Annotated in this window: 21 protein-coding genes, 1 tRNA gene and 1 riboswitch; of the genes, 13 read left to right on the top strand and 9 right to left on the bottom strand. The window is 64.5% G+C overall.

What is annotated here, in order from left to right:
• Nucleotides 1-44 precede the first annotated feature (44 nt).
• Both BMX67_RS08910 and BMX67_RS08905 read right to left on the bottom strand, forming a co-directional pair.
• Nucleotides 45-1,505, bottom strand: coding sequence for an NAD-dependent succinate-semialdehyde dehydrogenase (locus BMX67_RS08910; RefSeq protein WP_090734192.1), 1,461 nt, complete (start codon nt 1,503-1,505; stop codon nt 45-47).
• Between the two features lie 119 nt (nt 1,506-1,624).
• A complete protein-coding gene (locus BMX67_RS08905; RefSeq protein WP_090734412.1) occupies nt 1,625-2,104 on the bottom strand; it encodes an Lrp/AsnC family transcriptional regulator in 480 nt (159 codons plus the stop codon).
• Between the two features lie 72 nt (nt 2,105-2,176).
• Here BMX67_RS08905 and ehuR point away from each other — a divergent pair, with 72 nt between their 5' ends.
• From ehuR to BMX67_RS08845, 12 genes are all read left to right on the top strand, one after another.
• On the top strand, nt 2,177-3,538 hold the full coding sequence (gene ehuR, locus BMX67_RS08900; RefSeq protein WP_090734190.1) for a MocR-like ectoine utilization transcription factor EhuR: 1,362 nt from the start codon (nt 2,177-2,179) through the stop codon (nt 3,536-3,538).
• Between the two features lie 200 nt (nt 3,539-3,738).
• Nucleotides 3,739-4,803, top strand: coding sequence for a TRAP transporter substrate-binding protein (locus tag BMX67_RS08895; protein WP_090734189.1), 1,065 nt, complete (start codon nt 3,739-3,741; stop codon nt 4,801-4,803).
• Nucleotides 4,804-4,872: 69 nt separating this feature from the next.
• Nucleotides 4,873-5,523 (top strand): TRAP transporter small permease, encoded by a 651-nt coding sequence (locus BMX67_RS08890; RefSeq protein ID WP_090734187.1) that lies wholly within the window; start codon nt 4,873-4,875, stop codon nt 5,521-5,523.
• 3 nt (nt 5,524-5,526) lie between these two features.
• Entirely contained in the window at nt 5,527-6,813 is a 1,287-nt protein-coding gene (locus tag BMX67_RS08885; RefSeq protein ID WP_090734186.1) for a TRAP transporter large permease, read from the top strand.
• Nucleotides 6,814-6,825: 12 nt separating this feature from the next.
• Nucleotides 6,826-7,269, top strand: coding sequence for a universal stress protein (locus BMX67_RS08880; RefSeq protein ID WP_090734184.1), 444 nt, complete (start codon nt 6,826-6,828; stop codon nt 7,267-7,269).
• 18 nt (nt 7,270-7,287) lie between these two features.
• Nucleotides 7,288-7,992 (top strand): maleate cis-trans isomerase family protein, encoded by a 705-nt coding sequence (locus tag BMX67_RS08875; RefSeq protein WP_090734183.1) that lies wholly within the window; start codon nt 7,288-7,290, stop codon nt 7,990-7,992.
• Nucleotides 7,986-8,948: a hydroxyectoine utilization dehydratase EutB gene (gene eutB / locus BMX67_RS08870; RefSeq protein ID WP_090734181.1), complete on the top strand. Its 963-nt coding sequence runs from the start codon at nt 7,986-7,988 to the stop codon at nt 8,946-8,948. The genes BMX67_RS08875 and eutB overlap by 7 nt, the downstream gene beginning before the upstream one ends.
• Nucleotides 8,945-9,913, top strand: coding sequence for a cyclodeaminase (locus tag BMX67_RS08865; protein ID WP_090734180.1), 969 nt, complete (start codon nt 8,945-8,947; stop codon nt 9,911-9,913). The genes eutB and BMX67_RS08865 overlap by 4 nt, the downstream gene beginning before the upstream one ends.
• Nucleotides 9,914-11,110 (top strand): ectoine hydrolase DoeA, encoded by a 1,197-nt coding sequence (gene doeA, locus BMX67_RS08860; protein ID WP_090734179.1) that lies wholly within the window; start codon nt 9,914-9,916, stop codon nt 11,108-11,110.
• Nucleotides 11,107-12,096: a N(2)-acetyl-L-2,4-diaminobutanoate deacetylase DoeB gene (doeB, locus tag BMX67_RS08855; protein WP_090734177.1), complete on the top strand. Its 990-nt coding sequence runs from the start codon at nt 11,107-11,109 to the stop codon at nt 12,094-12,096. Before doeA ends, doeB begins: the two co-directional genes overlap by 4 nt.
• 41 nt (nt 12,097-12,137) lie before the next feature.
• A riboswitch (FMN riboswitch) is annotated at nt 12,138-12,272 on the top strand.
• Between the two features lie 77 nt (nt 12,273-12,349).
• The gene (locus BMX67_RS08850) at nt 12,350-12,823 is read left to right on the top strand and encodes a 6,7-dimethyl-8-ribityllumazine synthase (RefSeq protein WP_090734176.1); all 474 of its coding nucleotides are present in this window, start codon (nt 12,350-12,352) and stop codon (nt 12,821-12,823) included.
• A gap of 52 nt (nt 12,824-12,875) precedes the next feature.
• Nucleotides 12,876-14,024 (top strand): iron-containing alcohol dehydrogenase, encoded by a 1,149-nt coding sequence (locus BMX67_RS08845; protein WP_090734410.1) that lies wholly within the window; start codon nt 12,876-12,878, stop codon nt 14,022-14,024.
• A gap of 3 nt (nt 14,025-14,027) precedes the next feature.
• On the opposite strand, the gene BMX67_RS08840 is transcribed toward BMX67_RS08845, so the two are convergent.
• The 4 genes from BMX67_RS08840 to BMX67_RS08825 form a co-directional block, all read right to left on the bottom strand.
• Complete coding sequence (locus tag BMX67_RS08840; protein ID WP_175479861.1) at nt 14,028-14,408, bottom strand: RcnB family protein; 381 nt, start codon at nt 14,406-14,408, stop codon at nt 14,028-14,030.
• 227 nt (nt 14,409-14,635) lie between these two features.
• The gene (mmsB, locus tag BMX67_RS08835; protein ID WP_090734173.1) at nt 14,636-15,502 is read right to left on the bottom strand and encodes a 3-hydroxyisobutyrate dehydrogenase; all 867 of its coding nucleotides are present in this window, start codon (nt 15,500-15,502) and stop codon (nt 14,636-14,638) included.
• A 3-nt stretch (nt 15,503-15,505) separates the two neighbouring features.
• On the bottom strand, nt 15,506-16,510 hold the full coding sequence (locus BMX67_RS08830) for a 3-hydroxyisobutyryl-CoA hydrolase (protein ID WP_090734171.1): 1,005 nt from the start codon (nt 16,508-16,510) through the stop codon (nt 15,506-15,508).
• 3 nt (nt 16,511-16,513) lie between these two features.
• Nucleotides 16,514-17,659 carry an acyl-CoA dehydrogenase family protein gene (locus BMX67_RS08825; protein WP_090734170.1) on the bottom strand — a complete coding sequence of 382 codons (1,146 nt, stop codon included), beginning with the start codon at nt 17,657-17,659 and terminating at the stop codon, nt 16,514-16,516.
• Between the two features lie 239 nt (nt 17,660-17,898).
• On the opposite strand from BMX67_RS08825, the gene BMX67_RS19775 reads away from it, so the two are divergent.
• The gene (locus BMX67_RS19775) at nt 17,899-18,084 is read left to right on the top strand and encodes a hypothetical protein (protein ID WP_090734168.1); all 186 of its coding nucleotides are present in this window, start codon (nt 17,899-17,901) and stop codon (nt 18,082-18,084) included.
• 2 nt (nt 18,085-18,086) lie between these two features.
• Here BMX67_RS19775 and BMX67_RS08815 read toward each other — a convergent pair.
• The 3 genes from BMX67_RS08815 to BMX67_RS08805 all read right to left on the bottom strand — a co-directional run bounded on the left by BMX67_RS08815 (nt 18,087) and on the right by BMX67_RS08805 (nt 19,248).
• A tRNA-Gly gene (locus BMX67_RS08815) sits at nt 18,087-18,160 on the bottom strand.
• A gap of 39 nt (nt 18,161-18,199) precedes the next feature.
• Entirely contained in the window at nt 18,200-18,802 is a 603-nt protein-coding gene (locus tag BMX67_RS08810) for an HAD family hydrolase (protein ID WP_090734167.1), read from the bottom strand.
• Nucleotides 18,799-19,248, bottom strand: coding sequence for a nucleoside deaminase (locus BMX67_RS08805; protein WP_090734165.1), 450 nt, complete (start codon nt 19,246-19,248; stop codon nt 18,799-18,801). Before BMX67_RS08805 ends, BMX67_RS08810 begins: the two co-directional genes overlap by 4 nt.
• Nucleotides 19,249-19,252: the final 4 nt, after the last annotated feature.

Genomic DNA, 19,252 nt, shown 5'->3' with positions numbered 1-19,252 from the left:
TTCGGCGCTGAAAAAGGTCCGCGGACCTTTTCCCGGGCGCTTGCTCATCCCCAGTCGCGGCAGATGTATTTGATCTCGGTAAAGGCCTCGAGGCCCTGACGGGCGCCTTCGCGGCCGATCCCCGATTGCTTCATGCCCCCGAAGGGGATCGGTGCGCCGGTGACCTTGGTGCGGTTCACCGCGACCATGCCATATTGCAACGCCCGCGTCGCCCGATAGATCCGGCGGGGGTCCAGGCTGTGGACATAGGCGACCAGCCCGTATTCGGTTGCATTGGCGCGGGCGAACACCTCGTCCTCGTCGTCAAAGACGCTCAGCGCGGCGACCGGGCCAAAGGTTTCCTCGGACATGATCGCGGCTTCGTCGGTGACATCGGCCAGAACGGTCGGCTGGAAGAACAGCGGCCCCTTGTCCTGATCGACACCGCCCCCGGTCAGCAGCCGCGCGCCCTTGGCCAGCGCGTCCTGCACATGGGCGTTCTGCTTGTCGATCTGGCGATCATGGATCAGCGGCCCGATATCGGGGTCGTCCATGCCGTGACCAAGGGTCAGGCCCTGAACGGCGGCGGTGAATTTGGCGCAGAATTCGTCATAGATCTCGCGCTGGATGTAAAAGCGGTTGGCGCCCAGACAGTCCTGGCCCGAGGTGGCGAATTTCGCCTTGATCCCCTCGGTCACGGCGCGGTCCAGATCGGCGCCCTTGAAGACGATGAAGGGCGCGTGCCCGCCCAGCTCCATCACCAGACGTTTCACCGTATCCGCCGACTGGCGATACAGCAGCCGCCCCACCTCGGTCGAGCCGGTGAAGGACAGCGCCCGCACACGGGCATCGGCAGTCCATTCGCCGACGATGGTGGCGGCATCGCCGATCACCGTGTTCACCACGCCTTCCGGAAAGCCCGCGCGCCGCGCCAGTTCCGACAGCGCAAGCGCCGACAGCGGCGTTTCGGCCGAAGGGTGGATGACCACCGTACAGCCCGCCCCCAAGGCGGCCGCGGCCTTGCGGGTGATCATCGCGCAGGGAAAGTTCCACGGCGTGATCAGCGCGGCCACGCCGACCGGTTCGCGCCACAGCTCCATTTCCGCGTCGGGCAGGTGGCTGGTCACGCCTTCGATATTCGGGCGCAGCGCCTCTTCGGCATAGAACTGGACAAAGCTGGCGGCATAGTCGATTTCGCCGCGCGCCTCGCTGATCGGTTTGCCCTGTTCCGCGACCATGATGCGGGCCAGATCCTCTTTTGCGTCAAGGATCATCGCGTGCCAGCGATGCAGCACCTGCGCCCTATGCTGGGGCAGGGTCATCGACCAGCCGGCAAAGGCCGTCTGCGCGGCATCCACGGCGGCACGAGCCCCGGTGGCGTCGCTGATCCCGACCTGGGCGATCAGTTCGCCCGTGGCGGGGTCGCGCACGGCCAGACGGCCATCGCCCGAAAAATCGCCCTTGACCGGCAGCAGGCCGGGATCGGTGATCCGGTCGGTCAGTCGGGATGTCATATCGTCCAGCATCGCACACCTCCTTGCTTGGTCAGCAAGATGCGCGGGACGGCGCAGGCGATTTCACCAAAGAACGGCGGCGGGGCAGAGGATTCCTCTGATCCCGGCATGGCGGGCGGCAAAAAATCTGGTCAGTCGGCCAACAGCGCCAGAGCCGGGGGCAGTTCCTTGACCGGTTTGGTCACGATATAGCTGAAATACCGGCGCACCCCCGCGCGGCTTTCCAGCAGCCCGTCCATCAGCGTCTGAAAGCTGGCGACATCCTGCGTGACCACCTGCATCAGGTAGTCATAGCCACCGCCGATGGCCCAGCAGCCGACGACCTCGTCGATGCGGTCGATGGTGCGTTCGAAGATCTGAAAGCTTTCGGCGCGATGGCTTTCCAGTTCGACCGTGACGAAAACCTGCACATGCGGGCCAAGGCCGGCCAGGTCGATTTCGGCGCGATAGCCACGGATCAGCCCGGCCTTTTCCAGCCGCTTCATTCGTTCCCAGCAGGGCGTCGGCGACAGGTTCACCCGCGCCGCCAGATCGGTCTTGGCGATGCGCCCCTCGCGGCACAGCGTGGCAAGTATGGCGATGTCGCGATCATCAAGGCGGGTGGACTGCATAAGTCGCTTGTTTCCGCCGGGATCGGCTTTGTCAATCTGGACAAGTCTGTTTCGCTTGGCGATTTTGGCGACATGTCGCATTGGCCGCTTCGCAAGGAAGATATCACCCGCCCCGCCTATCGCAGTCTTGCGCAGGGGATTGCCGCCGCAATCGATTCGGGCAGCCTGCGACCGGGCGACCGACTGCCGCCCCACCGGGATCTGGCATGGCGGCTGCATCTGTCCGTCCAGACCGTCAGCCGCGCCTATGAGGAACTGATTCGCGCCGATCTGATCTCGGGCGAGGTGGGGCGCGGCAGTTTCGTGAAATCCGGTCCGCGTGAAACGGTCGAACTTCCGTGGTTCCGCGCCGCCACCGAACGGCCGCCGATCGACCTGTCGATGATGACGCCGGTGGCGTTGCCGCAGGTCACGCAGGCCTGGTCGGACAGCCTGCAACGGATCGCGACCCGGTTGCCGCATTCGGCGATGCATTCCTTTCGACCCCGTCAGGCGATGGCGCTGTATGGCGGCATGGCGGCGGGCTGGCTGGCGCGCTGCGGCATGGTGGTGCCCGCGCAGCGCATCATCATCACCAATGGCAACACACCGGCCTTCATGGTCGCGCTGATGACCGCGGCCCAACCGGGCGAGGAAATCGCCGTCGAAAGCTACAGCTGTCATGCGCTGAAACCCGCGATCCGGCATCTGCATCTGCGGATGCGCGGGATCGATTGCGATGATCGCGGCATGATCCCCCAGGCGCTGGCACAGGCGGCGCGGATGGCGGGGGGCAAGCTGCGGGCGGTTTTCCTGCTGCCCTCGGGGGCGGGGCCGCAGGCGCGAATCATCGACCGTGAACGGCGCGAGGATCTGGCCCAGACCGCCGCCGAACATGGGCTGATCATCATTGAAAACGACGCGCTTGGCCCGGTCGCGCCGCGCCGCCCGCCGCCCGTGTCCAGCTTTGCCCCCGAACGCAGCCTGTATTTCACCGGCCTGTCGAAATGCCTGTCACCGGGATTGCGGCTGGGTTTTCTTGCGCTGCCCGAAACTTTGGCAGAGCGGGCGATGAACCGTCATCTTTCGGTTGCATGGATGGCGACGCCCATGGTCGCCGAGATCGCCAATGACTGGATCACCAGTGGTGTCGCGGATGACTTGCTGGTGGCGCAACGGCAGGAGCTTGCGGCCCGCAACCGCATGGCCCAACGCATCCTTGGACCGCTGAGCGCGGGGTTCGGGCATGGTCTGCACCGCTGGATCGCCCTGCCCAACGATGTCGATGACCACGATCTGTTGCAGGCCGCGCTGGATCGCAATGTCGCGGTGACGGCCTCGACCGGCTTTTCGGTCAGTGACCGCAGCCCCGCCCTGCGGTTGTGTCTGGGCGGCCCGACACGCGGCGATCTTGAGCAGGCGCTGACGACCATTGCCGGAATTCTTGGCAACTGATCCGAGGATCGGCGGGCGTGATTGGGGCAGCTTGTTTGACACTCTGCCGCCAAATTGTCATGATTTAATATGCCGATTGACTTGAATTGTCATTGTCCCGAAGTCTCGGGCCAAGAGATGCGGGGCTTTGTTCCCCGATCCTGAAACCATCGGGGAAGGGCTGCGTTGCATCCCGAACGTCCCGAACAACAGGAGGTATCATGACCTATAAATCCCTGACCGCAGCCAGCCTTGTCGCCCTGATCATGGGTGCCGGCGGTGCGATGGCCGACACCTGGCGCTATGCGTTCGAAGAGGCGATGGAAGAGGTGCAGGGCAAGTTCGCCCAGAAGTTCAAGGAAGAGATCGAGGCGAATTCGGACCACGAAGTTCAGTTGTTCCCGTTCGGGACGCTGGGTGAATCCGCCGATATCATGGAACAGGCCCAGTCGGGCATCCTGCAATTCGTGGACCAGTCGCCCGGCTTTACCGGCGCCCTGATCCCCGAGGCGCAGGTATTCTTCGTGCCTTATCTGCTGCCGGCCGATCAGGATGAACTGGTCGAATTCTTCCGCAGTTCCAAGACGATCAAGGAACTGTTCCCGCCGCTTTATGCCGATCAGGGGCTGGAACTGCTGACCATGTTCCCCGAGGGCGAGGTCATGATGACCACTACCAACGAGGTGACGTCGCCAGCCGACCTGAACGAGGTCAAGTTCCGTGTGATGACCAACCCGTTGCTGGTTGAAGGCTACAAGGCCTTCGGCGCGACGCCGACGCCGCTGCCCTGGGGCGAGGTGTATGGCGCGTTGCAGACCGGCATCATCCAGGGTCAGGAAAACCCCGCCTTCTTCATCGAGTCGACGAAGATGTACGAGGTGACCGATTACATCACCCGCGCCGGGCACAACAATTTCACGACTGCGGTGATGGCCAACAAGGAATTCTTTGACGGCCTGCCCGACGAGGACAAGCAGCTGGTGCAGGACGCCATCGCGGCCTCCTTCGATTATATCGTGGATTATCAGGACGGTCTGACCGAAACCTCGCTTGAGAAGATCAAAGAGGCCAAGCCTTCGATCACGATCACCAACCTGACCGAGGAACAGCGCCAGCCGTTCCGCGACACGGCCGATGACGTGGAACAGCAGTTCCTGGAAATCGGTGGATCGCAGGCACAGGCCATTCTGGATCAGATGAAGGCCGATCTGGACGCGGTTTCGGGCGGTGCTGCCGATGCGGAAGGCGAAGCCGACGCCGACGCGGAAGCCAAGGCCGAAAACTGACCTGTCAGCCAGGGGGCCGGGCGCATGTGTCGCCCGGCCCGACCCAAACTTGCAACGAAAGGTTGCAGCATGACGCTTGATGACAAGCACACCCCCAAGCCTGATCCCGATGTCATCGCCGCCGCCGAGGCCGTTTCGGTCGATGACGATATCGACGATTCCGCCTATGTGTCGGGCCTGCCCGGCATTCTGGGCGTCGTCGATGTCGCCATCGCCCGAATAGAGGCCGTGTTGCTGGCCGTCGGCGTCCTGTTGATGGCGGTGAACACGATGGCGAATGTCGTCGGCCGCTTCGTGCTGGGACGCAGCATCTTCTTTACCGAGGAACTGAATCAGGCGCTGATCATCCTGATCACATGTGCCGGGATCTCTTATGCCGCGCGCCACGGGCGCCATATCCGCATGTCGGCCTTTTTCGATGCCGCGCCCTTCGGGCTGCGCAAGGCGATGATGGTGCTGATCGCCGTGGTGACGGCGGCGGCGATGTTCCTGCTGGCATGGTACAGCCTTGATTACGTGCTGACGCAGGCGTCGCGCGGGCGGGTTCTGCCGGCGCTGCAAATTCCGCAATGGTGGATCATTGTCTGGGCCCCCCTTGGGTTCGCCCTGACCGGGCTGCAATACGCCCTGACCGCCATCAAGAACTTTCTGGACAAAGACATCTGGCTGTCGACCAGCACGCTGGAAGGCTATGACGACAGCGCGGAAGAGGAGGTCTGAGCGATGACCTGGGCCATCTTCGGGACGATGATCGTCCTTCTTCTTCTGGGCTTTCCGATGATGATCCCGCTGATCGCGGGGTCATTGATCGGGTTTGTCGGGCTTTTCGGCGGCTTCGGGCAGCTGGATACGATGGTGCAACAGATCCTGGGCGGCATTCGTCCCGCCAGCCTGATCGCAGTGCCTATGTTCATCTTTGCCGCCGATATCATGACGCGGGGCCAGTCCGCGACGCGGCTGATCGACCTGGTGATGGCCTTTGTCGGCCATCTGAAGGGCGGGCTGGCCGTATCGACCGCCACGGCCTGCACGCTGTTCGGGGCGGTGTCGGGGTCGACACAGGCGACGGTCGTTGCCGTCGGTGGGCCGCTGCGGCCACGGATGCTGAAGGCGGGCTACAAGGACAGCTTCATCCTGGCGCTGATCGTCAATGCGTCCGACATCGCCTTCCTGATCCCGCCCTCGATCGGGATGATCATCTATGGCGTGGTGTCCGGCACCTCGATTTCGGAACTGTTCATCGCGGGCATCGGGCCGGGGCTGCTGATCCTGCTGATGTTTTCGATCTATTCCTACATCTATGCCGTGCGCAACAATGTCCCGGTCGAGGAAAAGGCCACATGGGCCGAACGTGGCGCGGCTGTGCGGCGCGCGCTGTGGCCGCTGGGTTTTCCGGCGATCATCATCGGCGGCATCTATGGCGGCATCTTTTCCCCGACCGAAGCCGCCGCGGCCTGTGTCCTGTACGCCCTGTTCCTGGAAATGGTCGTCTTTCGCGAGATGAGCATGAAACAGCTGTACTCGACGGCGAAATCGACCGGGTTGATTACCGCCGTGGTGTTCATTCTGGTCGGCGCGGGCGCGGCTTTTTCCTATGTGATCAGCTTTGCGCAGATCCCGCAGCAGATCCTTGCGGGGATCGGCATCAATGAAATGGGCCAGTATGGCGTGCTGTTCACCATCTCGATCGCGTTCTTCATCGGCTGCATGTTCGTCGATCCGATCGTGGTGATCCTGATCTTCGTGCCGATCTTTGCGCCGGTCGTGTCCTCGGTCGGTCTGGACCCGGTGCTGGTCGGCACGATCATCACCCTGCAGGTCGCCATCGGCAGTGCGACGCCGCCCTTCGGCTGCGACATCTTCACCGCGATCGCGGTGTTCAAGCGGCCCTATGTCGAGGTGATCAAGGGCACGCCGCCCTTCATCTTCATGCTGCTGTCGGTGTCGGTGCTGCTGATCTTCTTCCCGCAGATCGCCCTGTTCCTGCGCGATCTGGCCTTTGCGAAGTAAGGAGTGTCCGCGATGTATAGCAAGATCCTGGTGCCCTATGACGGATCCAGCGGGGCCGAGCGGGCGCTGATGCAGGCGGCGGAACTGGCCAAGCTGTGTGACAGCCAGCTGATCGTCGTGACCGTCTATCGCCATCATTCCATGCTGGAGGCGTCGCTGTCGATGGTGCGCGGCAGCCTGGAACCGGGCGGCAATCTGGATGAAACCATGCGCCAGACCGCCCGCGACGCCGCCGATTACGCCAAAAGCCACGCCCGCGACGCCGGTGTGGAGAAGGTCAGCGCCTTCATCAAGGCCGGGCCGCCCGCGCGGACCATCGTGCAGATGGCGAAGGAAAAGGAATGCGACCTGATCGTCCTTGGCTCGCGCGGGTTGGGTGCGACCGAGGGCTATCTGCTGGGCTCGGTCAGTCACAAGGTCACGGGGCTTGCCCATTGCCCCGTTCTGGTCGTTTAGCGAAAGGTCCGTCTGTTGATGTGGCGCGATAATTACCACCGGTTCGGGCTGATTGCCCTTGCCACCGACGCAACCATCGAGGGCGACGCGCAGCGCCTGCTGCCGCCGGGCTGCCGCCTGCATGTGACCCGCATCGCCTTTGAAAACCCGACCACCGCCGAAAACCTGCGCCGCACCGGGCCGATGCTGAAACAGGCTGCCGCACTGCTGGTGCCGGGGTTCGAACTGAAGGGGGTGGGCTTTGCCTGCACCTCGGCCTCGGCGGTGCTGGGCGATGGCGTGCGCGACGCCTTGGGCGACCGTGCCCCGATCACCACCCCGGTTGCCGCCGCGCTGCGGGGCTTTGCCGCGCTGGACGTGACCCGAATCGCGCTGATGACCCCCTATCTGGCCGAAACCACCGATCTGGTCGGCGATCACTTCGAGGAACATGGTCTGGGCGTCGTCACCCGCCACTCGATGGGCTTTCCCGACGATCGCGACATGGCCGTGCTGCCTGGTCAGGAGATCGTCGATTTCGCGGTCGAGGCGGACCACCCCGATGCGCAGGCGCTGTTCATTTCCTGCACCGCGCTGCCCGCCGTCGATGTCATCGAAGAGATCGAGGCGCGTCTGGGCAAGCCGGTCGTCAGTTCCAACCTTGCCATGTTCTGGTCCATGCTGGACATCGCGCGCATTCCCGCCGCCGGCCTTGGACGTCTGTTCAAGGTGCGGACATGGTAGAGTTGCGCGATATCCGTTCCGCCGCGGACCGGATCCGCGACATGGTGCGCCAGACACCGTCCAAGCCGTCCCCCAGCCTGTCGCAGATGGCCGGGGGAGAGGTCTGGCTGAAATGCGAACATGAACAGGAAACCGGTGCCTTCAAGCTGCGCGGCGCCTCGAACGCGGTGGCGCGGTTGGGCAAGGTGGCGGGCGTCACCACCGCCTCGACCGGGAACCACGGCCGCGCCGTTGCCTATGCGGCGCGGCAACTGGGACTGCCGGCGGTGATCTGCGTGTCGCGGCTGGTTCCGGAAAACAAGGTGCAGGCGATCCGCGATCTGGGCGCCGAGGCGCGCGTGATCGGTGACAGTCAGGACGCAGCCTTTGTCGAGGCCCATCGCCTGGAACGCGAGGAAGGCTTTGCCCTGATCCCGCCATTCGACCATGAGGACGTGATCGCCGGTCAGGGCACGCTGGGTCTGGAGATCGTCGAGGAATTTCCCGACGCCGCCACCATCGCCGTTCCCCTGTCGGGGGGCGGGCTTCTGTCGGGGGTCGCGCTTGCGGCCAAGTCGCTGCATCCGAAGATCCGCATCGTGGGCATCGGCATGGAGCGCGGCGCGGCCATGGCCGCCAGCCTGAAGGCGGGTCATCCCGTCGAGGTGCGGGAACTGGACAGCCTGGCCGACAGCCTTGGCGGCGGGATCGGGCTAGACAATCGGCTGACCTTCGACATGACGCGGCGTCTGATGGATGACCTGATCCTGTTGACCGAGGATGAGATCGCCGTCGGCATCCGGCATCTGTGGGACCGGCATGGCGACATGGTCGAGGGCGCGGGCGCCGTCGGCGTCGCCGCGATCCTTGCGGGCAAGCTGCGCGGCGACGAGGATGGCCCGCTGATCGCAATCCTCAGCGGCAGGAATATCGACCCCGCCCGTCACGCGGACATCGTCAAGCCGGAAGGCGCATGAGCGATATCCGCATCCTGACCGAAGATCAGCTGCGCGACCGGCTGACGCTGGATCAGGCGGCGGTGGATGTGATCGAGAATGCCTTCGCGACGCTGGCGCGGGGCGGGGTGGTGATGCCGCCGATCCTGTCGATGCACATGCCCGATGTGAACGGCGAACTGGATGTGAAAACCGCCTATGTGCCCGGACTGCCGGGTTTTGCGGTCAAGATGTCGCCGGGGTTCTTCGATAATCCGCGCAAGGGGCTTCCCTCGACCTCGGGGATGATGGTGGTTCTGTCCAGCGATACGGGCCGGGTGCAGGCGGTGCTGCTGGATAATGGCTATCTGACCGATCTGCGCACCGCGGCGGCCGGGGCGGTCGCGGCGCGGCATCTGGCGCGATCCGATGCCAGACGGGCGACGGTGTTCGGGGCAGGTCTGCAGGCGCGGATGCAGTTGCAGGCCCTGCGTCTGGTCCGGCCGATAGATCAGGCGGTGATCTGGGCCCGCGATCCCGACAAGGCGGCCACGTTGGCGCAGCAGATGACGGGGCAGGGGTTGCAGGTCAGCGCCCAGCCCGATCCCGAACAGGCCGCGCGGTTCGGCGACATCATCGTCACCACGACCCCGGCGACGCATCCGATCCTGCGCGCGGACTGGCTGCGTCCGGGACAGCATGTGACCGCCATGGGCAGCGATCAGGCCGGCAAGAACGAACTGGACCCGCATTGTCTGGACCGCGCCGATCTGTATGTCGCGGACCGGATCGGCCAGACCCGCCTGATGGGCGAACTGCGCGCCGCGCTGGAAGCAGGCATCTTCAGCGGGGCGGGCGATCTGCCCGAACTGGGCGATATCATCATTGGCCGCCATCCCGGCCGAACCCATTCCGATCAGATCACCATCGCGGATCTGACGGGAACCGGCGTGCAAGACACCGCCATTGCCACCCACGCGCTTGCCGCGTTTTCGAAAGATCCCTGAATGCCAGAACTGCAAAGGACCCCCGAGCGTTTCTCGACCGAGGAATACGAGGAACGGTTGAAGAAGACCCGCGCCAGCATGGAGAAGCTGGGCCTCGATCTGCTGATCGTCAGCGACCCGTCCAACATGGCCTGGCTGACCGGCTATGACGGCTGGTCCTTCTATGTCCACCAATGCGTCATCGTGGGGCCGGAGGGGCCGCCCATCTGGTACGGTCGCGGCATCGACGCGCCGGGCGCGCTGCGCACCGTCTGGATGCCCGAAGAGTGCATCGTCGGCTATCCCGATTACTACGTCATGTCGGTCGAGCGGCACCCGATGGATTACCTGTGGGCGCAGCTGGCCGACCGGGGCTGGCATACCGGCTTCATCGGCGTCGAGATGGACAATTACTGGTATTCCGCCAAGGCACATGAACGGCTGGTCTATGGTCTGCCCGACGCGCAGATCCTGGATGCGACGGGGCTGGTCAACTGGCAGCGGGCGGTCAAGACGCCCAAGGAGCTGGCCTATATGCGCAAGGCCGCCCGCATCGTTGAACGCATGCACCGCCGCATCGCCGACAAGATCGAGGTGGGGATGCGCAAATGCGACCTCGTGGCCGAGATCTATGACGCGGGGCTGCGTTACGACGAATGGTCCCAGCATGGCGGCGATTACCCCGCCATCGTGCCGATGCTGCCTTCCGGCCCCGACGCGGCGGCGGCGCATCTGACCTGGGACGACCTGCCGCTGAAGCAGGACGAGGGCACCTTCTTCGAGATCGCCGGCTGCTATCAGCGATACCACGTGCCGCTGTCGCGCACGATCTTCCTGGGCACGCCCCCGCAGGAAATGCTGGACGCCGAGAAGGCCGTGCTGGAGGGCATGGACGCGGGCCTCGAGGCCGCGCGCGCGGGCAATACCTGCGAGGATATCGCCAACGCCTTCTTCACGGTCCTCGACCGATATGGCATCGTCAAGGACAACCGCACCGGCTATCCGATCGGGCTGTCCTATCCGCCCGACTGGGGCGAGCGGACCATGTCCCTGCGCCGCGGCGACCAGACCGAGCTGAAGCCCGGCATGACCTTCCACTTCATGACCGGCCTGTGGATGGAAAGCTGGGGCTATGAGACCACCGAATCCATCGTCATCACCGAACGAGAGCCGGAGCTGTTCTGCAACATTCCGCGCCGGATGCTGGTGAAATCATGACCGCGAACCCGATCAGTCCGACGATCCCGCTGGACCGGCCCGGCAAGCATCACGGATTTCTGCGGCTGCCCTATTCGCGCAATGACAGCGCCTGGGGCAGCGTGATGATCCCCATCACCGTCATCGCGAACGGGCAGGGGCCGACCGCCCTGTTGACCGGTGGAAATCATGGCGATGAGTACGAGGGGCCGATCGCCCTGCAATCGCTTGCCTGGCAGATCGAGCCCGAGCAGATATCGGGCCGGATCATCATTGTCCCCTATATGAACTATCCGGCCTTCCGGGCGGGAACGCGGGTCAGCCCGATCGATCAGGTCAATATGAACCGCTGTTTCCCGGGCCGCCCGGACGGCACCGTCACCCAGAAGATCGCGCATTATTTCAACGATGTGCTGGTGCCGATGTCGGATGTGGTCCTGGACTATCATTCAGGGGGCAAGACGCTGGATTTCCTGCCCTATGCGGCGGCGCATTATCTGGACGATGCCGAACAGCAGGCCGCCTGCGTGGCGGCGATGCAGGCCTTTGGCGCACCCTATTCGATGATGATGCGCGAAATCGACAATGTCGGCATGTTCGACACGGCGGTTGAATCGCAAGGCAAGCTGTTCGTTACGACCGAACTGGGTGGCGGTGGCACTGCGACCGCACGCTCGGCGCGGATCGCGACGGATGGGGCGCTGAACCTGCTGCGGCATGTGGGTATCATGTCCGGGCCGGTCGCCCCGTCCGGGGACGGCGTTCTGTTGGACATGCCGGGTGATGACTGTTTCCATTTCGCGACCCGCGACGGGCTGATGCAGCCGCTGGCTGATCTGGGCGAGGCGGTGACGAAAGGGCAGCCGCTTGCCCATATCTGGCCTTCGGATCGCAGTGGCGTCGCCCCGGTCGAGGTTTTGGCCAATATGGACGGCATTGTCGCCGCGCGGCATTTCCCCGGCCTGATCCAGACGGGCGACTGTCTGGCGGTGCTGGCCGTCACCTGAATTGGGGTCTTGGCGCATGGAACGGGCCGTGCTAACGCTTGGCCCGTTCTCAGGGCGGGGTGCAATTCCCCACCGGCGGTTACAGCCCGCGAGCGCCCTTGCCGTCCGGCAAGGGGTCAGCAGATCCGGTGAAACTCCGGGGCCGACGGTCATAGTCCGGATGAAAGAGAACCGAGGCCGTCCGTATCCCACGGGCGCGTCCAAGGCTCGTGCTCTGGGACCTGACGCTGTTTAAACGGAAGGTTCCTTCGATATGACTACCCAGACCCCCCGCATCGCCTTTATCAAAGCCCGCTGGCACGCCGATGTCGTGGATCGCGCATATGACGGTTTCACCGCCAAGGCCGCGACCCTGATTCCGGGCGCGACCGTCGATGCCTATGACGTGCCCGGCGCGTTCGAAATGCCGCTATTGGCGAAGAAACTGGCCCAAAGCGGCAAATACGATGCGGTCGTGGCAGCCGCGCTTGTCGTGGATGGTGGCATCTATCGCCATGATTTCGTGGCCGCCGCTGTCGTGAATGGTCTGATGACCGCCGGGCTGGAAACGGGCGTGCCGTGTTTCTCGGTATCGCTGACGCCGCATAATTATCAGGAAACCGAGTTGCTGACCCAGTTCTATCGCGATCATTTCGTGACGAAGGGCGAAGAGGCCGCCGAGGCCGTGCGCCAGATGCTGGCACTGGATGCACGCATGGCCGCCGAATCCCGCGCCGCCGTCGCCTGATGCCTACCCGGCGCCGCCCTTGGGGCGGCGTCGTCATTTCACGGGGTTGTCCATGTCCTTCGCCTTTGCCACCGCAACGGAAATCCTGTTCGGGCGCGGTCAGTCCCGCGCTGCCGTCGGGCGGATCGCGGCACTTGGGCAACAGATGTTGCTGGTTCATGGCAGCAACCCGGCGCGCGCGGCATGGCTGCGCGATGCGCTTCAGGATCAGGGCTGTGCCGTGACCGGGCTTGCCGTTGCCAGCGAACCCGACCTGCCGATGATCGAAACAGGCGTGGGCCTGGCCCGTCAGGCGAACGCGCGGGCGGTGGTGGCCCTTGGCGGCGGGGCGGTCATCGACGCGGGCAAGGCGATTGCCGCGCTTGTCCCCGCCACGCGGCCGGCGCTGGATCATCTGGAGGTCGTGGGACAGGGCCTTGCGCTGGACCATGCGCCCTTGCCCTTCGTCGCCATGCCGACGACCGCGGGAACCGGGGCCGAGGTGACGCGAAATGCGGTGATCGGCGTGCCCGAACATCGCCGCAAGGTCAGCCTGCGCGATCTGCGGATGTTGCCGCGACTGGCCGTTGTCGATCCGGCGCTGACCGATGACTGTCCGCGCGGCATCACGCTTGCCTCGGGGCTGGATGCGATCACGCAGGTGATCGAGCCGTTCATCTGCACAAGGGCCAACGCGATGACGGATGCGCTGTGCCGCGACGCGATCCCGCGCGGTCTGGCGGCGCTGACGCGGCTGATGCAGGCCGAGGATGCCGTCGCCCGCGACGAGATGGCATGGGTCAGCCTGTGCGGCGGTCTTGCGCTGGCCAATTCCGGGCTGGGCGCAGTGCATGGGCTTGCGGGGCCGTTGGGCGGTCTGTCAGGCGCTGCGCATGGCGCGATCTGCGGGGTATTGCTGCCGCATGTGCTGCGCGCCAACAGGCGCGCGGTCGAAGATGGCGGCACGCGTGCACGGATGGATCAGATCGGCGCGTGGATCGGACAGGCGCTGGGGCAACCGGGCATCGAGTTCGACGATGCGGTCACGCTGTTGGCCGACTGGTCGCGCCGGGCGGGCCTGCCGACGCTGACCCAACTGGGCATCGACCGCGATGCCATGCAAAATGCCGCCGATGCGGCGGCAAGTTCATCTTCGATGAAGGCAAATCCCGCGCCCCTGACTGCGCAGGACCTGCTGAAGCTGATGCAGGCCGCGGGCTAGCGATCAGTCCAGCAGCGCATCGACCACGCGCAGAATGGACAGGATCTGCCCGGTACGCCCGTCAACGCGAACCAGCCGGCCATCCTTGACGACATACAGATCGCCCTCGGGCGGATTGCTGAGCCCATAGCGCCCCGGATGCGACACCACATGGGCGCGGCGGATGTCGATCACATCGCCGACGACAAAACCGCGCGAAATCTTCTTGGCCTGCCCCGGCGGCACGCAGGACGGCGACTTCTTGGCCAAGCCCGGCGGACAGCCCTGCGCCACGACCAGATTTCGGTCGCCCTGCGCGTGAAAGGGTTTCGCGGTGGCCTGAAACGGGCCAATGCCGAAAATCGTGATAAGGGCGACCGGGGCCGCCAGCGCACTTAATTTCATGTCAAAATTCCCATTCATATCCGGATCAACCTGCCGCTTGGCGCGTGGGTTCCGTTCCCCTGACGCGTCAGGCGGCCGTTGTGACCTTCTGCCGAAACGACCGGTGCAAACAGGCTGTTCCCCGCCGATTACTTGTCGCGCATTCCATGTGTCATCGCTGGCAAGGCTGTGTGAACGCGAAACGGCGCCGCGGGTTCCGCAGCGCCGTCGAATAATATTGGTGACAGCTACGCCTTGGGCGACAGATAGGGCAGGATGGCCGAAAAATCGCGCCCCTTGCCGTCGTGGTTCTCGACGAAATCCTCGTAAAGTTGGCGGGCCTTGTCACCCATCGGCACCGATGCCCCGACAGAATCCGCCGCCGCCAGTGCAAGCTTCAGATCCTTCAGCATCAGTTCGGCGGCGAAACCCGGCTGGTAGTCGTTATCCGCGGGCGAGGTCGGGCCGACGCCCGGTGCCGGGCAATAGGCGTTCATCGACCAGCTGTAACCCGAACTGGTCGAGACGACATCGAACATCTTCTGCCGGTCAAGGCCCAGCTTGTCGGCCAGTGCAAACGCCTCGCAGGTGACATGCATGGTCGCGCCAAGGATCATGTTGTTGCAGATTTTCGCGGCCTGTCCGGCCCCGGCATCGCCGCAATGCACGGTTTTCTGGCCCATGATCGCCAATAGCGGCTCGACCGTGGTGAAGGCCTGCGCGTCGCCGCCCACCATGAAGGTCAGAGTACCGCCCTGTGCGCCGCCGATCCCGCCCGAAACCGGCGCGTCCAGCGCGCCAAGGCCCGCGTCATGCGCCTGCTGCGCGACGGCGCGGGCGCTGTCCACATCCACGGTCGAGCAGTCGCACAGCACCGCGCCAGGCTTCATCGCCGGAATGATTTGTTCCGCGACCAGGCGCAGGATCTGGCCATTGGGCAGCATGGTGACGACCACATCGGCGTCCTGTGCGGCCTGGGCCGCGCTGGCGGCGGCGGAAACGCCTGCGGGTGCGGGCGCGGCGGTGTCATAGCCCATCACCTCATGGCCAGCGGCGGCCAGATTGGCGGCCATCGGCGCGCCCATGTTTCCCAGACCTATGAAGCCGATCTTCATGCCCTAAATCTCCTCCCATGTCAGTTCATCGTCGCCCAGGGGCGACAGCAGCGCATCGACGGCCAGTGGCGACGCGTCGGCCTGCCAGTTCGGGTTGCGATCCTTGTCGATGATCTGGGCGCGGACGCCTTCCAGAAAATCGGTCTGTTCGGTCGCACGATAGGTATAGCGGTATTCGCGGCTCAGCGATTCCTGCATCCGGCGATCGCCCCGCGCGGCCCGCACCAGGGCCAGCCCCGCCGCCATCGACAGGGGCGAGTTGCGGCGCATCGGTTTCAGCGCCTCTTCATCGCCCGCAGCCTGCAACGCGGCCATGATGTCGGGGGCGTGGCGTTCGCCGAAGGCCGCCAGATCACGTGCAGCCAGCGGGGAATCAGGCGGGGTCACCCCCTGAATGCGGGTGGCATCGCCATGCTGTTCCAGTTCCGCGATCAGGGCCGGCCATTCGGCCTCGGGCAGGTAGCTGTCGGCAAAGCCCGCATGGATTGCATCGCCCGGTCCCATGCGCCCTGCCGTCAGTGCCAGATATTCGCCGATCCGCCCCGGCGCGCGGCTAAGAAGCCATGTCCCGCCGACATCGGGGATCAGCCCGATATTCGATTCGGGCATCGCGATCCGGGTCGTGTCGCCGACGATGCGGTGGCCTGCATGGCCGCCAATGCCGACCCCGCCGCCCATCACGAAGCCCTGCATGAAGGCGACGATGGGCTTTGGGTAATCCGCGATCGTCGCGTTCATCAGGTATTCGTCGCGAAAGAAGTCGCGACCGACCTGATGATCGCCCTTCAGCCCGGCCTGATACACCGCGGCGATATCGCCCCCGGCACAGAAGGCACGGTCGCCTTCGGCGTCGATGATGACCAGCGACACGGCCGGATCGTCGCGCCACATGTCCAGCGCGGCCTTCAGATCCAGCGCCATCTGATGCGACAGCGCATTCAGCGCCTTGGGCCGGGTCAGGGTGATGCGGCCAGCACGGCCCGAGATGCGGATGTTCAGTTCTTCCAAAAGCTACCCCCGTTCGGCCAGCATGGCGCGGCCGACGATCAGCCGCATGATCTCGTTCGTGCCTTCAAGGATCTGGTGAACCCGCAGGTCGCGGACGATCTTTTCGACGCCGTAATCGGCCAGATAGCCATAGCCGCCATGCAGCTGAAGGCACTGGTTGGCGACCTCGAAGGCGCGGTCGGTGACGTAAAGCTTGGCCATCGCGCAGAACTTGGTTGCATCCGGGGCCCCGTTGTCAAGCTTCCAGGCGGCCTGACGCAGGAAGATCCGGGCCGATTGCAGCGCGGTTTCCATCTCGGCCAGCCGGAACTGAAGCGCCTGGAACTGATCCAGGCTTTTGCCGAATGCCTTGCGTTCGCCCATATATGCCAGCGTCTGATCCAGCGCGCTTTGCGCCCCACCCAGTGCACCCGCTGCGATGTTCAGGCGCCCGCCATCCAGACCGGCCATCGCATAGCCAAAGCCGCGCCCCTCTTCGCCCAGCAGGTTTTCAGCCGGAATCACGCAATCGTCGAACTGGACCTGCGCCGTCGGCTGGGCCCGCCAGCCCATCTTGTCTTCCAATGCGCCGAAGGACAGGCCGGGCGTGCCATCTTCGACGATGACGGCGCTGATGCCCTTGGGACCGTCCTGGCCGGTGCGGACCATGGCGATATAGGCGTCGGAATAGCCGCCCCCCGAAATGAACGCCTTGGTGCCGTTCAGGCGCAGCCCCTGATCCGTACGCTCGGCCCGGCTGCGCAGCGCCGCCGCGTCCGAGCCGCTGCCCGGTTCCGTCAGGCAATAGCTGAACACTTTCGTCATGCTGCACAGGTCCGGCAACCAGCGGTCCTTTGCCTGGTCCGAGCCGAACTTGTCGATCATCCCGCCGCACATGTTGTGGATCGACAGGAACGAACCGACAGCCGGATCGGCCATGGCCAGCGCCTCGAAGACCAGGGTCGCGTCCAGCCGCGACAGGCCGGTGCCGCCGTAACCCTCGCTGACATACAATCCGCCAAAGCCAAGCTGGGCGATTTCGGCCCACAGATCCTTCGGGATCGTGCCCTTGGCTTCCCAGTCGCGCGCGTGGGGCGCGATGCGGGTCTGGCCGAAATCGCGGGCCATATCGAAAATGGCCTGTTGTTCCTCGCTCAGTGCAAAATCCATGCCGCGTCCTCCCCTTCGCCAGCCTTGAATTGAACATCTGTTTAATTGCCGATCCGGGGACCGAAATGCAAGCGTTACAGATCACGGCCGCATTCGTCGATCAGATAGATGGTGACGACCTGCATCATCCCGCCAAGTCTTGACTGGGCTTGCAAGGCCTGCCGCGCCTATTACCGCGGAACCCGATCATCGCGGGCCAGTCAATCACAAGAAGTGGACGCGAATCACGATATGCAGAGATGGTGACGCCGCTGCCCGCCAATGCGTTGCTGTCGATGGTCGATATGGGTGGTCTGGCAGCGATGGTCGCCGCAGGACATCGTAAACCGATCTCACGCCTCATGACAAAGGCAGGGCTGGATCCCGCCTTTTTCATATCCACAGGGTGCCGCGATGTCGGGGGCCTGCTGTCATTCATTTGGTAAGGTGGAGCGGGTGATGGGAATCGAACCCACGTCTTCAGCTTGGAAGGCTGCGGCTCTACCATTGAGCTACACCCGCGCTGAGCTTGGTATAAAAGCTGTGCGCGGAAGGTGCAAGCTATCGAATGCCGCGTTCCGTCAAACTGTCGTGCAGCGCCGCGGCATCGGTGAACAGGATCGCGTCCATGCCGACCGCCTCGGCCCCGGCGACATTTGCGGGGCTGTCGTCGATAAAGAGGCAATCGACGGCCTTCAGTCCGTTGCGGCGCAGCAGGCAGTGATAGATCGCAGGTTCCGGTTTCAGCAGCCGTTCGATGCCCGATACCACGATATCCTCGAACATGGTGTCGAGGCGCGGGTAAAGCCGCTGTGCGGCGGGCCAGTTGTCGGCCGACCAGTTGGTGATCGCGAACATGCGGTGACCGGCAGCCTTCAGATGCTCGGCGATCTGCCAGGTGCCTGGCATCGGGCTCGCGATGGTGCGGTCGAAATGCGGGGTGTAATCCGCCAGCGGATCGGCCAGTGCGCCGAATCCGTCACGCATCGCCTGCAAGCCTTCGTGCAGCGGACGCCCGCCATCCTGCGCGCGGTTCCAGACGTGAAAATCGATCTGCGCCATCCAGTCGCGCGCCTTGTCCGGGTCGGGGAAATGCGCACGGAAGGCCAGTTCGGGCTGCCAGTCGATCAGCACGTGACCAAGGTCGAAAACGATATGTTTCATCGGCGGGCCTTGAAGAAATGTTGCAACAGATCGCGCGACGGGGCAGCGGCGATCCCGTCATAGACGATGGGCCGGTGGTGGCATTGCGGATGATCGAAGACGCGGGCGCCATGCGCAACCCCGCCCATGCGCGGATCGCCTGCGCCGTAATACAATGTCGCGATGCGTGCGGCTGAAATCGCGGCAGCGCACATCGGGCAGGGTTCCAGCGTGACCCACAGGTGATACCCCGGCAGCCGTTCGGAACCCAGCGCGGCGCAGGCGCTGCGGATCGCCAGAATTTCGGCATGGGCGGTCGGGTCGGACAGTTCGCGGGTGCGGTTTCCCTCGGCCGCCACGACGCGGCCCTGTGGATCGGTGACGACCGCGCCCACCGGAACCTCGCCACGTTGGGCGGCGGCGTGCGCCTGTTCCAGCGCCAGCGTCATATGCGAGGTAAAGTCCATACGC

The sequence above is a fragment of the Paracoccus homiensis genome, from assembly GCF_900111675.1.
GTDB lineage: Bacteria > Pseudomonadota > Alphaproteobacteria > Rhodobacterales > Rhodobacteraceae > Paracoccus > Paracoccus homiensis.
Note: the sequence above shows the minus strand (reverse complement) of the source record. Positions and strands in the feature narration are given on the sequence as shown.

What these genes read in the sequence shown, in the direction of transcription:
- BMX67_RS08910 (WP_090734192.1), bottom strand. Translation starts at nt 1,505, where the DNA reads ATGCTGGACGATATGACATCCCGACTGACCGACCGGATCACCGATCCC.
- BMX67_RS08905 (WP_090734412.1), bottom strand. Translation starts at nt 2,104, where the DNA reads ATGCAGTCCACCCGCCTTGATGATCGCGACATCGCCATACTTGCCACG.
- ehuR (WP_090734190.1), top strand. Translation starts at nt 2,177, where the DNA reads ATGTCGCATTGGCCGCTTCGCAAGGAAGATATCACCCGCCCCGCCTAT.
- BMX67_RS08895 (WP_090734189.1), top strand. Translation starts at nt 3,739, where the DNA reads ATGACCTATAAATCCCTGACCGCAGCCAGCCTTGTCGCCCTGATCATG.
- BMX67_RS08890 (WP_090734187.1), top strand. Translation starts at nt 4,873, where the DNA reads ATGACGCTTGATGACAAGCACACCCCCAAGCCTGATCCCGATGTCATC.
- BMX67_RS08885 (WP_090734186.1), top strand. Translation starts at nt 5,527, where the DNA reads ATGACCTGGGCCATCTTCGGGACGATGATCGTCCTTCTTCTTCTGGGC.
- BMX67_RS08880 (WP_090734184.1), top strand. Translation starts at nt 6,826, where the DNA reads ATGTATAGCAAGATCCTGGTGCCCTATGACGGATCCAGCGGGGCCGAG.
- BMX67_RS08875 (WP_090734183.1), top strand. Translation starts at nt 7,288, where the DNA reads ATGTGGCGCGATAATTACCACCGGTTCGGGCTGATTGCCCTTGCCACC.
- eutB (WP_090734181.1), top strand. Translation starts at nt 7,986, where the DNA reads ATGGTAGAGTTGCGCGATATCCGTTCCGCCGCGGACCGGATCCGCGAC.
- BMX67_RS08865 (WP_090734180.1), top strand. Translation starts at nt 8,945, where the DNA reads ATGAGCGATATCCGCATCCTGACCGAAGATCAGCTGCGCGACCGGCTG.
- doeA (WP_090734179.1), top strand. Translation starts at nt 9,914, where the DNA reads ATGCCAGAACTGCAAAGGACCCCCGAGCGTTTCTCGACCGAGGAATAC.
- doeB (WP_090734177.1), top strand. Translation starts at nt 11,107, where the DNA reads ATGACCGCGAACCCGATCAGTCCGACGATCCCGCTGGACCGGCCCGGC.
- BMX67_RS08850 (WP_090734176.1), top strand. Translation starts at nt 12,350, where the DNA reads ATGACTACCCAGACCCCCCGCATCGCCTTTATCAAAGCCCGCTGGCAC.
- BMX67_RS08845 (WP_090734410.1), top strand. Translation starts at nt 12,876, where the DNA reads ATGTCCTTCGCCTTTGCCACCGCAACGGAAATCCTGTTCGGGCGCGGT.
- BMX67_RS08840 (WP_175479861.1), bottom strand. Translation starts at nt 14,408, where the DNA reads ATGAAATTAAGTGCGCTGGCGGCCCCGGTCGCCCTTATCACGATTTTC.
- mmsB (WP_090734173.1), bottom strand. Translation starts at nt 15,502, where the DNA reads ATGAAGATCGGCTTCATAGGTCTGGGAAACATGGGCGCGCCGATGGCC.
- BMX67_RS08825 (WP_090734170.1), bottom strand. Translation starts at nt 17,659, where the DNA reads ATGGATTTTGCACTGAGCGAGGAACAACAGGCCATTTTCGATATGGCC.
- BMX67_RS19775 (WP_090734168.1), top strand. Translation starts at nt 17,899, where the DNA reads ATGGTGACGCCGCTGCCCGCCAATGCGTTGCTGTCGATGGTCGATATG.
- BMX67_RS08810 (WP_090734167.1), bottom strand. Translation starts at nt 18,802, where the DNA reads ATGAAACATATCGTTTTCGACCTTGGTCACGTGCTGATCGACTGGCAG.
- BMX67_RS08805 (WP_090734165.1), bottom strand. Translation starts at nt 19,248, where the DNA reads ATGGACTTTACCTCGCATATGACGCTGGCGCTGGAACAGGCGCACGCC.